The organism is Bradyrhizobium zhengyangense (assembly GCF_022012435.1).
In the GTDB taxonomy this organism is placed as follows: domain Bacteria; phylum Pseudomonadota; class Alphaproteobacteria; order Rhizobiales; family Xanthobacteraceae; genus Bradyrhizobium; species Bradyrhizobium zhengyangense.
On record NZ_JAKLUA010000003.1, the window covers coordinates 1 to 13,462 of the forward strand.

The window sequence follows — 13,462 nt, forward strand, 5'->3', positions numbered from 1 at the left end:
CAAGCTCGCCGGCGGCGTCCACCGTCTCGACGGCCAGCTCATGGTCGTCCTCGACGTCGACCGCGTGCTCGAGCTCGAAACCAAAGTGCAAATGGCTGCCTGAACTTTCACGAAAGAGATTTTAGCCGGAGATCCAAGATGAAGACGTGTTTGGTGGTTGACGATTCCAGCATCGTTCGCAAGGTCGCGCGCCGCATCGTCGAAGCGCTGGGCTTCCAAGTCATTGAAGCCGAAGACGGCGTCGAAGCGCTGGTCCATTGCAAGAGGGCCATGCCGGAAGCGATCCTGCTGGACTGGAACATGCCCGTCATGGACGGTTTCCAATTCCTGGGCACGCTGCGCCGCATGCCCGGCGGCGACGAGCCCAAGGTGGTGTTCTGCACCACCGAGAACGGCATCGACCACATCACCAAGGCGATGGGTGGCGGTGCCAACGAGTACATCATGAAGCCGTTCGACAAGGAAATCGTATTGGCGAAGTTCCAGGAGGTCGGACTGGTCGCGCGCGAAGAAGAGACGGCGGCCTGAAAACACACCCGTTAGTAGCGTCAAGAGGTATCCTGTGAACTCGCCCGACTACGAGTATCTGCGTAAGTTGCTGAAAGAGCGCTCCGGCCTCGACCTGTCCGCGGACAAGCAATATCTGATCGAAAGCCGCCTGCTGCCGCTGGCGCGCAAGGCCGGGCTGCCCGGTATCCCCGAGCTCGTGCAGAAATTGCAGGGCGGCTCGAGCGTGCTCATCACCAGCGTGGTCGAAGCCATGACCACGAACGAGACCTTCTTCTTTCGCGACAAGGTTCCGTTCGATCATTTCCGCGACACCATCATGCCTGAGGTTCTCAAGGCTCGCGCCGGTCGCCGCAGCGTGCGGATCTGGTGCGCCGCCGGCTCGACCGGGCAGGAGCCCTATTCGCTCGCCATGACGCTGAAGGAAATGGGCGCGGCACTGACCGGCTGGCGTGTCGAGATCATCGCGACGGACCTCTCGCAGGAGGTGCTCGAGAAGGCCAAAGCCGGCGTCTACAGCCAGTTCGAAGTGCAGCGCGGTCTGCCGATCCAGATGCTGATGAAGCATTTCAAGCAGACCGGCGAGACCTGGCAGATCAATCCCGAACTGCGGGCGATGATCCAGCACCGCCAGCTCAATCTGCTGCAGGATTTTTCGCACCTCGGCACGTTCGACGTCATCTTCTGCCGCAACGTCCTGATCTATTTCGATCAGGAAACCAAGATCAACATCTTCAACCGCCTTGCCCGCCAGATCGAGCCCGACGGCTTCCTGGTGCTCGGCGCGGCGGAAACCGTGGTCGGGCTGACTGATACGTTCAGGCCGCTCGCCGATCGCCGCGGCCTCTACAGACCGAACGATCCGCGTGCGGCAGCGGCCAAGCCGGCGGCTGACGGTGTCGCAGCGCCGCGCGTGGCGGCAATGGCAGGACGATAAGCATGGCCGAGGATGGCAAGGGCGTAGAGCGCGTCACATTCAGTCGTGGCTATGATGTCTGCATCATGGCCATCGACGGCACATGGCGGCGCGACTGTACGCTCAATGCGATTTCGGACACCGACGCCATCCTTACGGTCGAGGGTTCGATCCAGGGATTGAACCTGAAGGAGTTCTTCCTGCTGCTGTCCTCCACCGGCCTTGCCTACCGCCGCTGCGAGCTGGTGCGCGTCAACGGCGCGGAGATGGACATCCAGTTCCTGCGCGGCAAGAACCGCAAGAAGCGCGGCGCGGCCAACGGCCATGACGCAGTGGCGTGATCGCCACGCACTCCTTGCTGCCTTTTCCTGACGTGTTGCTTCACATTTTCTGAAAACATCCGAACGAATTCGCCGACCCCGCTTTACGTGGCTTAAGCGCGCGCCGTGTATCATCAGGCGGTCGCAATTTCAGGGTCCGGCCATGCCAAGAAGCTCTCTCTCCCCCATCACGTCAAACCTGCCCGACGTCGCCGAGCGGCGCGCGCTTCAGCTCCTGGTGGTCGATGACGACGCCACGCAGCGCAGCCTGATCACGGTCGCCGCCAAGCAGGCCGGCCATGAAGTGGCCGTTGCGCCGTCGGTTGCGGAAGCCATCGAAAAGCTGCGTGCCGCGCGCTTCGACTGCGTGACGCTCGACCTCGTGCTGGAGGATGGTGACGGCATCGACGTGCTGCGCGAGATGGCGGCGGCTAAATTCACCGGCTCGGTGATCGTGATCAGCGGCATGGACGGCAAGCGCCGCAGCGCCGCTCGCAGCTTCGCCCGCTCGGTCGGGATCGAGCTTCAGAGCCTGCCGAAGCCGCTTGATCTTGCTGCGCTGCGCATCAGCCTCGCCAATCTCGGCAAGACTGCAATGGGACTACCGACTATCCATACCTGGGGCGGCGTTGCGACCGACGCAATCGTGGAACGGCACCGCGCCTGAGGCGCGGAGGTGCCATGCAGTCGGTGCGGCAAATCGGCCGCGCTGATTGCCGCCTAGGCCGGATTGCCAGATTCCGACAGCTTTTTCAGGGCGTGACCGAGCTCCGCCCTGCAGGCATTGAGGGCGGCGCTCGCCGTGGCAAAGCGGGGCGTGATGTCGTCGAGCACGATGATGTCGCTGGAACCTAGATCGGCAGTCAAGACAGCGCTATCGTCATCCGGCTCCATAGCAGCGTCGATCAGACGCATGCTGATCTCGATGCGCGCGATCAGGGAGCGAAGTTCGGCCGCGATCAACTGACGGCTGTCCGTTTCAGCCATTGCGGCAAGCGGGGGTGTGCCGGCGTAATTTAGCATGGATATTCTCCGTCCCCCGCAATAAGGCACCTCAGCGCTACTTGTGCGTTAAGTTCATGTCCCGTACAAATGCGGGTGGGCCGAATCTGCGCCGAAAGCCATAAACATCAGGCGCGGACGCGAGTCCTTGACTGCCGGCGTGGCTTGGCGAATGGACATGGCACATGGTCGAACAAACCTCCCGTGGTGAGATCTTCGTGGTCGATGACGACCCGGCTGTTCGCGACACCTTGTCGATGGTGTTGAAGGCGGCGGGCTATGAGGTGATTTGTTTTGCGGACGGTGCGGCCCTGCTGTCCGTCGCGCGAAACCGCACACCGGCTGCGATCCTGCTCGATGTGCACATTCCCGGGAAGTCGGGCCTCGACATTCTGAAGGAGCTGCACGGCGAGGACTATCCGGCTCCGATCTTCATGATCTCCGGGCAGGGTGACATTGCGATGGCAGTGGGCGCGATCAAGAGCGGCGCGCTGGATTTCATCGAGAAGCCGTTCCGCGGCAGCGAGATCGTGGGCCGGCTGGACGAGGCGATCGGCGCGTATGCACGCAGGCAGGCAGAGAACGCCTCGCCGAAATTCGGCTCGCTGCACTTCCCCGGCCGCGAGCCGCTGACGCGCAGGGAGCGCGAGGTGCTCGAGCAGTTCGCCGCCGGTGCTTCCAACAAGGAAGCGGGCCGCACGCTCGGTATCAGCCCGCGTACCATCGAGGATCACCGCGCCAACATCATGAAGAAGCTCGGCGCCCGCAATGCCGCCGACCTGATCCGCATCGTGATGACCGCAGCCCAGCGCGCGTCGTAAAATGGTCTCGTGCCCCGGACGCAGCGCGTCACGCAGTGATGCGCTGCAGATCCGGGGCCCATCTCTCCAACTCAACGGCTGACAGTTTTGGGTCCCGGCTCTGCGCAGCAGCGTGAGACGCTGCCGCGCGTCCGGGACACGCGGGGCCACGTCAACCGTTCAGCGCCCTGCGGATGATCCGCGCAAGGTCGGATTTGCGATACGGCTTCGCCAGCAGCAGTACGCCTGAATCCAGCCGGCCGTGATGGATGATCGCGTTCTCGGTATAGCCTGACGTGTAGACCACCTTGAGATCGGGCCGCGTCTTCAGCGCCTCGTCGGCGAGCTGCCGTCCGTTCATCTTGCCGGGCATGATCACGTCGGTGAACAGCAGATCGAAATGCTTGCCGCTGGCGACGATCGCGAGTGCCTCCGCGGCGTTGGCGGCCTGCAGGGTCACGTAGCCCAGCGAATGCAATTGGGCCAGCACATAGTCGCGCACCAGCCGGTCGTCCTCGACCACCAGGATGGTCTCGTGCCCGCCTTCGATCGATGCCGGCGTCACGCCATCGGCGACCACCGCGGGTATCTTGCCCGGCGGCAGGTACATCTTGATCGTCGTGCCATGGCTTTCCTCGCTGTAGATCTTGATGTGACCCGCGGACTGCTTGATGAAGCCGTAGACCATGGAGAGGCCGAGGCCGGTGCCCTTGCCCGGCCCCTTCGAGGTGAAGAAGGGATCAAAGACGCGCGCCAGCATGTGGGACGGAATGCCGGTGCCGGTGTCGCTTACCGCGATCAGCACGTAGTGACCGGGCGGGACATCGTTGGCGCTGGCATAGACCTCGTCGAGATAGGCGGCGCCCGTCTCCAGGATCAGCTTGCCGCCGCCGGGCATCGCGTCGCGCGCGTTGAGCGCGAGGTTGAGGATTGCCGTGGTGAGCTGGTTCGGATCGACGACCGCCACGCAGCTCTCGTCCTCGAACACGGATTCGATCTGAATCTGCTCGCCCAGCGTCGGCCGCAACAGCTTCGCGGTGTCGATGATCAGCGAATTGATGTCGATCTCGCGCGGCTGCAGCGGCTGCTTGCGGGCAAAGGCGAGCAGGTGCTGGGTCAGCTCGGCGCCGCGGCCGGCAGCCTCGTCGATCATCTTCGTGATCGCGGCAAGCCCCGGATCCTTGGCCACCGCGTCGGCCAGGATCTCGATCGTCCCGGTGATGACGGTGAGAATGTTGTTGAAATCATGCGCCACGCCGCCGGTGAGCTGGCCGACCGCCTCCATCTTCTCGGCGTGCCGGACCCGCTCCTCGGAGGCGATCTTGTCGGTGAGGTCGCGGTAGAACACGTTGAACAGGATGCCCTCGCGGCGCTTGAGCGCCGTGACGCTCAGCTCCGCCCTGAATTCCTTGCCGTCGCGGTGGCGGACCATCAGCTCGCGGCGGCGGTTGAGCGTCTGCCCCTCTGCCGAATCGAGAAAGCGCGCGAGGCCGGCATTGACCCTCTCGCGCTCGCTCTCGGCGACAATCAGCTCGACCGCATTCTTGCCCAGCGCCTCGTCCCGCCGCCAACCGAACAGCTCCTCGGCCCGCGAGCTCCAGTTCAGGATGGTGCTGCGTTCGTCGGTCTGGACAAAGGCGTCTAGCGCGGTCTCGACGATGTTGCGCGCAAGCTGCTCGCTGTCGCGCAGGGATTCTGCAGCCAGCCTCGCTTCGGTCATGTCGCGTCCGACGAAGAAGAAGCGCTTGGCCTGATCCGACCAGTTGCCGAGCCAGGACAGCCAGACCTCGCGGCCGTCCTTGTGGAAGCAGCGCGTGTCGGCGAGCTTCGGATGTCCGCCGCGCCGAAGCTCGCGCATCTCCTCGCGGGATAGCTCGAGGTGAGCGGGATGGATGAAATCGGCGCCGCTGCGTCCGATCATCTCGTCGGGCGCGTAACCGAGAATAACCTCGCTGCTCGGGCTGATCTGCACGATGTGGCCGCGCGAGTTCATGATCATGATCAGATCCTGCGAGGTGTCGAACAGCTGCCGTCGCTCCTCCAGCTGCTGCTGTAGCGCCCGCTCCGCGCGCCGCGCTTCGGTCAGGCTGCGCGCGGACCCGGAGGCGCCTGTGATCTCGCCCGACGGTCCCCTGATCGGCGACAGGCTGAGTGCGATTTCGACTGGCGTGCCGTCCTTGCGCAGCCGGACCGTCTCGAAGCGTTCGACCGGCTCGCCCTTCGAGATCCGCGCCAAATAGTCCTTGCCCTGCTCGCGGCGGTCGGGCGGGACAATGATCGAGGTGGACTTCCCGATCGCTTCGTTCGCCTGATATCCATAGAGCCGTTCGGCGGCGGGATTCCAACCGGTGATGATGGCATCGAGGGATTGCATCACGATGGCATCGTCGGATGATTCCACAGCGGCGCTGAACAAGAGCTCGCGCGTCGCATGATGGCTTCGTGCCGCCTCGGTGCGGCGATGCTCCTCGACCTCGCGTTCGAGCGCGGCTGCTTTCGCACGCGTTTCTTCGACCATCTGGGCAAAAGCCCGCGCCAGCGCGCCGGTCTCGCCGCTGGCGTCGAGGGGAATGTCGGCCGGCTGTCCGTTGCCGATAGCCTCCACGGCCGTGGTCAGGCGGGTGATCGGGCGCGTCAATGAGCGTGCGAGCAGCACCGCGAGTAAAGCTGCGGCGAAGACCGCAAGCATGCCGACCAGCAAAGACGTTTTTTGAATCGCGGCCGGCACGCGGCCGAAGACGGCCGGAGGAATCGTCTCGATGATTCCAACCCAATCCGCATCCGCGAGCAGTGCCGGCGCTATTGCCGCGCCACTCGGCCGGCCGGACGCATCGGTGATGAGCTGCGTGGACGCATCCCGCGTGCCGGCCAAGGCTGCAAAATAGGGAAAATCATCGCGCCAGTTGGTCGGGTGGCCGCGCAACGAACCGAATTCTCGTGCGCGATCGGGATGAACCAGATAGTCGCCGCGCGCGTTCACGACGAAAATCTCTCCTCCTGAGCTCGTCGTCGAGCGGATGCGGTCGAGTGCCGGACGCATGTCGATATTGGCGATGATGATGCCGAATGGCTTGCCGTCAGGTGTGAACAGTGGCGTCCCGACCCGTAGAGTCGGCGTGTGCAGGACTGTGGTCCCGCCGCGGTGGGTCGCCAGCTCGATTGGCGAAACATAAATCTGGCCCGCCGCGAGCCGGATCGTTTCCTGAAAGTAGGTTCGCTCGCTCTTGCGCTCCAACTCGCTGTTGGGGACGATCCGCGCTGTTCCGTTCGGGCCGGAGCGATCGACGCGGACCAGCTCGCGCTGGTCGTCGTCAAGACCGATGATTCGAAACTGCGCGTAGCTGGGCTTGGCCTCGATTTCGGCTGCGAGCCGCGCCGCGATGCGATCACGCCAGGTTTGCTCGGTCACGCCGTCAAGCGCGTCAATTCCGCCACCGACGTGAGCACGGATCAGACCGTTGATGGCCGCGGCAGAGCGGTAGCCGACAAGATCGCCGCGAACTCCGGCAACGTAGGATTCAAGATTATTGGCCAGCAGGCGCGACTGAGCTTCGACCCGCTCCAGGACGCGCGGAATGACGGCCTGCGAGATGTTGCGGTAGCCCAGCCAACCGACCGCCGCCACCGTAACCGCCACCAGCAGAATCATCGCGACGGCCAGTCGGGTCGCGAGCGTCATGGGAATTCTTGCAGGACTCCCTGGAAGATCGCGCCTGTTCTGGCCTTGAGCTGTGGAGGTGCTCCCCTCATCGGCGGCTGGCATTGACTTCGGACCCCTCCGACTCGCCCGCCTTCAGGCAATTGTCGACCGCCGCCAGCAGCGCGTCGGCCCGGAACGGCTTCTGCAAGCTCGCAACGGCGCCAAGCTTGGTCGCCATCTTCAGGAAATCCGGCTCGGCATAGGAGTCCGGCGTGATCGAGCGGCCGGAAATGACGACGATCGGAATGGCAGGTCTCAGGGCCCGGACGTGGCGCATCGTCTCCAGTCCGTCCATGCCCGGCATGTAGATGTCGAGGAACAGCAGGTCGAACTCGCTGCCCTCGAACAGAGCTAGCCCTTTGCGGCCGTCGCCGGCAACCGTCACGTGGTGACCGGCCCGCTCCAACAGCAGCCGGATTGTCAGCTGAACCGCCGGGTCGTCATCCACGATCAGGATGTTGGCCACGTCAAAAACCTCCGGGTCGGAAGGGAATGCCCGCGACCCAAATTAAAGCTCCAAATGCGAAATTGTTGCGCGGATTGTGTCCGTCCTGCAAGCACTTCGGGCCCCGTCGAGATCGGCCGCCCCAATATTGCGCTGCACCTTGGATCTAAGCACGTTTGCGTGCATACCAGGCAAAAGCCGGCTGTCCCGTGCCTTGCGGGTGGTGGACATCCCATGAGAAGAGCGGGGTGAATTCCCTGACGGAGAAGGCAAGTGAGCACCAAGAAGAAAACACCCGACCAGCTCCGCAGCGCGCGCTGGTTTGCACCAGACGACCTTCGCTCGTTCGGTCACCGTTCCCGCGCCATGCAGATGGGCTACTCCCCGGAGGAGTGGAAGGACCGGCCGTGCATCGCGATCATCAACACCTGGTCGGAAGCACAGCCCTGCCACATGCACTTCAAGTCGCGTGTCGATGACGTCAAGCGCGGCATCCTGATGGCGGGCGGCCTGCCGGTCGAGTTGCCGGCGCTGTCGTTGTCGGAATCACTGCTCAAGCCGACCACCATGCTCTATCGCAATCTGCTGGCGATGGAGGCCGAAGAGCTGCTGCGCAGCCATCCGGTCGATGGCGTGGTGCTGATGGGTGGCTGTGACAAGACCACGCCAGCACTGCTGCTGGGCGCGACCTCGATGAACATTCCTGCGATTTACCTGCCGGCAGGTCCCATGCTGCGCGGCAATTGGAAGGGCAAGACGCTCGGCTCCGGCTCCGACGGCTGGAAGTACTGGGACGAGCGCCGCGCCGGAAAGATCTCCGACAAGGACTGGCTCGACATCGAAGCCGGCATCGCCCGCAGCTACGGCACCTGCATGACCATGGGCACGGCCTCGACCATGACGGCGATTGCCGAAGCGATCGGCATGACGCTGCCGGGCGCCTCCTCGATTCCGGCGGCCGATGCCAATCACATCCGCCTGGCCTCCGAATGCGGCCGCCGCATCGTCGAGATGGTGTGGGAGGATCTGACGCCGAAGGCGATCCAGACCCGCAAGGCGTTCGAGAACGCCATTGCGGTCGCGATGGCGATGGGTTGCTCGACCAACGCGATCATCCATCTGATCGCGCAGGCCCGCCGCGCCGGCCAGGACATCGGCCTCGACGATTTCGAAATCGCGAGCCGCAAGGTGCCTGTGATCGCCAACGTACGCCCAAGCGGCGAGGCCTATCTGATGGAAGACTTCTTCTATGCCGGCGGCCTGCCGGCGTTGATGGGCCAGATCAAGCAGCATCTGCACCTCGATTGCATCACGGTGACAGGGAAGTCGCTGGGCGAGAACATCGATGGCGCCGAGGTGCATAATGCCGACGTGATCCGGTCAGTCGCCAATCCCATCTACAAGGAGGGCGCGCTCGCCGTGCTCAAGGGCAATCTCGCGCCCGACGGCTGCGTCATCAAGCCGAGCGCGTGTGCACCGCGCTTCCTCAAGCACACTGGGCCTGCGCTGGTGTTCGACGATTATCCCTCGATGAAGAAGGCGGTGGATGATCCCAATCTCGACGTCACCGAAGACCACATCCTGATCCTGCGCAATGCGGGGCCGCAGGGTGGGCCGGGCATGCCGGAATGGGGCATGCTCCCGATTCCGACAAAACTCGTGAAGCAGGGCGTGCGTGACATGGTGCGCATCTCGGATGCGCGCATGAGCGGCACCAGCTACGGCGCCTGCATCCTGCACGTCTCGCCCGAGTCCTATATCGGCGGCCCGCTGGCGCTGGTGCAGAACGGCGATCGCATCACGCTCGACGTCGCAGCACGCACCATCAATCTCGATGTCTCAGAAGTCGAGCTCGACAAGCGCCGCGCCGCCTGGAAGCAGCCCGAGCGCCGCTTCGAGCGCGGCTATGGCTGGATGTTCACCAAGCATATCAAGCAGGCCAATGACGGCTGCGACTTCGACTTCCTCGAGACCGATTTCGGCGCGCCGATCGGCGAGCCGTCGATCTACTAGAGAGCAGATCATGTCAAAACTCAGCGAAGCCACCCGCAACAAGCTCAAATCCGTCTCGACCGCCACCGTCGCCACCGCGCTGTTCAAGCGCGGCCTGCGCATCCAGATGATTCAGGACGTGCATCCCGTCGGCCCTGATCAGCCGACCATGGTCGGTGAGGCCTTCACGCTGCGCTACATGCCGGCGCGCGAGGACCTCAACACCATCGAGGTGTTCAGGGATCGCTCCCATCCGCAGCGCAAGGCCGTCGAGGACTGCCCGCCGGGTGCCGTGCTGGTGATGGACAGCCGCAAGGACGCGCGCGCGGCCTCGGCCGGCGCGATCCTGGTGACGCGGCTGATGAAGCGCGGTGTCGCCGGCGTGGTCACGGATGGCGGCTTTCGCGATTCCGCCGAGATCGCCAAGCTCGGCATCCCCGCCTATCACCATCGCCCGTCAGCGCCGACCAATCTGACGCTGCATCAGGCGATCGAGATCAACGTTCCCATCGGCTGCGGCGATGCGCCGGTGTTTCCCGGCGACGTCATCCTCGGCGATGCCGACGGTGTCATCGTGATCCCCGCGCATCTGGCCGACGAGATCGCCAACGAGACCTTCGAGATGACCGCGTTCGAGGATTTCGTCACCGAGGAAGTAAGCCGAGGCCGCGGCATTTTCGGTCTCTATCCCGCGACCGACCCGCAGACGCTGACCGATTTCGCGGAATGGCGAAAGAAGAACGGAAGGTAATGAGGCCAGGGTAAGCCCGTGGCCCGGATGGAGCGCAGCGAAATCCGGGTCATCTCCGCGCTGGGAATCCCGGATTGCGCCGCGCTCCATTCGGGCTACGAGGTTACGAGGTCACAGCATCTCCGGCCGGAACAGCTTGCGAAACTTGCGCGTCTCGACGCCGGACATCATGAACTCGCCGTCGCCGCGATAGTGAATGGTCTTCGGCAGTTTCGGCGACGTGGCCGCATGCGCCTTCACCACCTCGAACACGAACACGTTGTACGTCTTCACCAGCCTCGAATCGACAAGCCGGCATTCGAAATTGGCGTAGCACTCCTCAACCAGCGGCGCGCGGACATGGGTGCCGGGCCTGGGCGTCAGGCCGAACTCGCTGAACTTGTCGACGTCGCGCCCCGAGCAGTTGCCGATCTTGACGACCGTGGCCGCAAGGTCGGCGGTCGGAATGTTGATCACGCACTGGCGGCTCCTGCGGATCAGCTCGAAGCTGTGGTTCTCGCTTGAGATGATGCAGCCGATCAGGGCGGGGGTGAATTCCATCATCATGTGCCAGCCCATCGTCATGATGTTGGTCTCGTCCTTGTGGGCCGAGCTGACCAGCACGATCGGGCCCGGCTCGAGGAAGCGGCGGACGTTTGCGACTGGAAAATCCCGCTTGGTGTAGCGCGGCATGCTCGATCCCTATGACTCCGTTGGTGCCCTGTGGCCCGGATGGAGCGGAGCGCACTCCGGGAACGATGCTGCGGTCCGCACGAATCCCGGATTACGCTTGCGCTCCATCCCGGCTGCGGGTCTATGCCTCCGCCATTCCCGTCGCCCACAGCGCAAACGCGTAGACGATCGCGACTTCATCGAGCCGGTCAAACCGGCCCGAGGCACCGCCATGGCCGGCGCCCATGTTGGTGCGCAGCAGCACCGGACCGCCGCCGCTCATGGTCGCGCGCAGCCGGGCGATCCATTTGGCGGGCTCCCAATAGGTGACGCGCGGGTCGGTCAATCCGCCCATCGCCAGGATCGCCGGATAGTCCTTCGCCGCGACATTGTCGTAGGGCGAGTAGAACAGGATGGTGCGAAAATCCTTCTCGCTCTCGATCGGGTTGCCCCATTCCGGCCATTCCGGCGGCGTCAGCGGCAGCGTGTCGTCGAGCATGGTGTTGAGCACGTCGACGAACGGCACCTCGGCGACGATGCCGGCGAACAATTCGCCGGCGCGGTTGGCGACCGCGCCCATCAGCATGCCGCCGGCCGAGCCGCCATGGCCGACGATGCGCTTTGCGCTGGTGTACTTCGCATCGATCAGCGCACGGGCGCTGGCGGCAAAGTCGTCGAACGAGTTCGTCTTCTTCTCGCGCTTGCCGTCGAGATACCAGCCCCAGCCCTTGTCGGCGCCGCCGCGGATATGGGCGATGGCGTAGACGAAGCCGCGGTCGACCAGCGACAGCCGGTTGGCGCTGAACGAGGCCGGCATCGCCATGCCGTAGGAGCCGTAGCCGTAGAGCAGCAGCGGTGCCGCGCCGTCGAGCTTGAGCCCGCGGCGATGGAGGATCGACACCGGCACCTCGGCCCCATCTTGCGCCTTTGCCATGATGCGCGTGGTGACGTAGTCGGCGGCGTTGTGGCCAGACGGTATCTCCTGGCGCTTGCGAAGCGTGCGCGTCCGCTTGGCCATGTCGTAGTCGTAGATCTCCGATGGCGTCGTCATCGACGAATAGGCAAAGCGCAAATTCGTGGTGTCGAATTCGTAGGAGCCCATCGTGTCGAGCGAATAGGCGGCCTCGTCGAAGGCGATCGCGTGCTCCTCTCCGCCGGCGAGCTCGCGGATCACGATCGCCGGCAGCGCATTGGCGCGCTCCAGCCGCACCAGATGGCCGGCATAGAGATCGAGGTCGATGATGTAGATGCCGGGACGGTAGGGGATCAGGTCGCGCCAGTTCTTGCGCTCGGGTGCGCCTAGCGGCGCGGTGACGATCTTGAAATCGATGGCATCATCCGCATTGGTGAGGATGAAGAGCTCGTCGCCGCGATCGGCGAGCGAATATTGCACGCCCTCTTCGCGCGCCGCGACCAGCCGCGGCGGTGCCTCGGGCTTGGCGAGGTCGATCAGCCGTTGCTCCGACGTCTCGTGGTCGCCGCCGGCGATCACGCAGAAGCGGCCGCTGGTGCTCTCATGCAGATGGGTGAACCAGCCGGCATCCTGCTCTTCATAAACGAGCGTGTCGTCGGCCTGCCTGGTGCCGAGCTTGTGGCGCCACACCTGCATCGGCCGATGATTTTCGTCGAGCTTCACATAAAAGAAGCTCTTGCAATCCGAGGCCCAGACCACGCCGCCGTCTGTCTCCTCGACGAGGTCAGCGAGATCTTGGCCGCTCGCCCAGTCACGAACGCGGATCGTGAAATATTCCGAGCCCTTGGTGTCGGCGCTCCAGGCCTGCAGCTTGTGGTCGTTGGAGTGCCGGCTGCCGCCGAACTTGAAATATTTGTGGTCTTTTGCCAGCGCATCGCCGTCGAGCACGATATGCTCAACGCCGCCATCGCGCGGCATGCGGCCGAACAGCTCGTGCTGCCCGCCTTCGCGAAACCTGCGGAAATAGGCGAAAGGCCCGTCCGGCGACGGCACACTGGAATCGTCCTCCTTGATGCGGGAGCGCATCTCGCGCACCAGCGTCTTCTGCAAGCCAGCGGTGTGGCCGAGCAGGCTCTCGGTGTAGCCGTTCTCCTCATCCAGATATTTGCGGATATCAGGGTCGAGCACTCCGGGGTCGCGCAGCACCTCCTGCCATTTCGCATCCTTCAGCCAGGCATAGTCGTCGGTCACGGTAATGCCATGCCGGGTAAAGGAATGCGGCCGGCGCGGGGCGACGGGGGGCTGGGAGGTTGTCTTGGCCTGGGTCACTCGATCCTCATTGAGAAGTTTGTTCCGTCTTATATTGTCCCGAATTCGCGAATTGCCAGCGCCGGTGCTTCAAGTCGCCCGGTTGTTGATCGGTCCCTTCTATGCTTTAGGGGCGACAATCCAGCCGCCGGTTCAG

General features: G+C 63.9%; 12 protein-coding genes and 1 pseudogene. 8 read left to right on the top strand and 5 right to left on the bottom strand.

The features are described from left to right. The 5 genes and pseudogenes from L6637_RS11505 to L6637_RS11525 form a co-directional block, all read left to right on the top strand. Positions 1-103: pseudogene (locus tag L6637_RS11505) on the top strand (chemotaxis protein CheW); the annotation flags it as partial. Positions 104-138: 35 nt separating this feature from the next. Beyond that, a complete protein-coding gene (locus L6637_RS11510; protein ID WP_237864356.1) occupies positions 139-528 on the top strand; it encodes a response regulator in 390 nt (129 codons plus the stop codon). A 34-nt stretch (positions 529-562) separates the two neighbouring features. Then, on the top strand, positions 563-1,444 hold the full coding sequence (locus tag L6637_RS11515; RefSeq protein WP_237864355.1) for a CheR family methyltransferase: 882 nt from the start codon (positions 563-565) through the stop codon (positions 1,442-1,444). Positions 1,445-1,446: 2 nt separating this feature from the next. Continuing rightward, positions 1,447-1,764, top strand: coding sequence for a hypothetical protein (locus tag L6637_RS11520; protein ID WP_057748535.1), 318 nt, complete (start codon positions 1,447-1,449; stop codon positions 1,762-1,764). Between the two features lie 142 nt (positions 1,765-1,906). Then, entirely contained in the window at positions 1,907-2,410 is a 504-nt protein-coding gene (locus tag L6637_RS11525) for a response regulator (protein ID WP_128949238.1), read from the top strand. 53 nt (positions 2,411-2,463) lie between these two features. Here L6637_RS11525 and L6637_RS11530 read toward each other — a convergent pair whose 3' ends face one another. After that, positions 2,464-2,766, bottom strand: coding sequence for a hypothetical protein (locus L6637_RS11530; RefSeq protein ID WP_237864354.1), 303 nt, complete (start codon positions 2,764-2,766; stop codon positions 2,464-2,466). Between the two features lie 164 nt (positions 2,767-2,930). Between L6637_RS11530 and L6637_RS11535 the strand changes: the two genes are divergently transcribed. Then, positions 2,931-3,566: a response regulator transcription factor gene (locus L6637_RS11535; RefSeq protein WP_057748544.1), complete on the top strand. Its 636-nt coding sequence runs from the start codon at positions 2,931-2,933 to the stop codon at positions 3,564-3,566. A 151-nt stretch (positions 3,567-3,717) separates the two neighbouring features. Here L6637_RS11535 and L6637_RS11540 read toward each other — a convergent pair whose 3' ends face one another. Continuing rightward, positions 3,718-7,224: a PAS domain S-box protein gene (locus tag L6637_RS11540; RefSeq protein WP_237870727.1), complete on the bottom strand. Its 3,507-nt coding sequence runs from the start codon at positions 7,222-7,224 to the stop codon at positions 3,718-3,720. A 67-nt stretch (positions 7,225-7,291) separates the two neighbouring features. After that, the gene (locus tag L6637_RS11545) at positions 7,292-7,711 is read right to left on the bottom strand and encodes a response regulator (RefSeq protein ID WP_237870728.1); all 420 of its coding nucleotides are present in this window, start codon (positions 7,709-7,711) and stop codon (positions 7,292-7,294) included. Positions 7,712-7,963: 252 nt separating this feature from the next. Here L6637_RS11545 and araD point away from each other — a divergent pair, with 252 nt between their 5' ends. Together araD and L6637_RS11555 are read left to right on the top strand one after the other, a co-directional pair. Next, the gene (araD, locus tag L6637_RS11550) at positions 7,964-9,703 is read left to right on the top strand and encodes an L-arabinonate dehydratase (protein WP_237870730.1); all 1,740 of its coding nucleotides are present in this window, start codon (positions 7,964-7,966) and stop codon (positions 9,701-9,703) included. A 10-nt stretch (positions 9,704-9,713) separates the two neighbouring features. Then, positions 9,714-10,433, top strand: a complete 720-nt coding sequence (locus tag L6637_RS11555) for a ribonuclease activity regulator RraA (RefSeq protein ID WP_237864346.1) — start codon at positions 9,714-9,716, stop codon at positions 10,431-10,433. Positions 10,434-10,544: 111 nt separating this feature from the next. Here the strand turns inward: L6637_RS11555 and L6637_RS11560 are convergent, their stop codons facing one another. Next, a complete protein-coding gene (locus L6637_RS11560) occupies positions 10,545-11,105 on the bottom strand; it encodes a flavin reductase family protein (RefSeq protein ID WP_237870732.1) in 561 nt (186 codons plus the stop codon). Between the two features lie 121 nt (positions 11,106-11,226). Then, the gene (locus L6637_RS11565) at positions 11,227-13,326 is read right to left on the bottom strand and encodes a S9 family peptidase (RefSeq protein WP_237870734.1); all 2,100 of its coding nucleotides are present in this window, start codon (positions 13,324-13,326) and stop codon (positions 11,227-11,229) included. Positions 13,327-13,462: the final 136 nt, after the last annotated feature.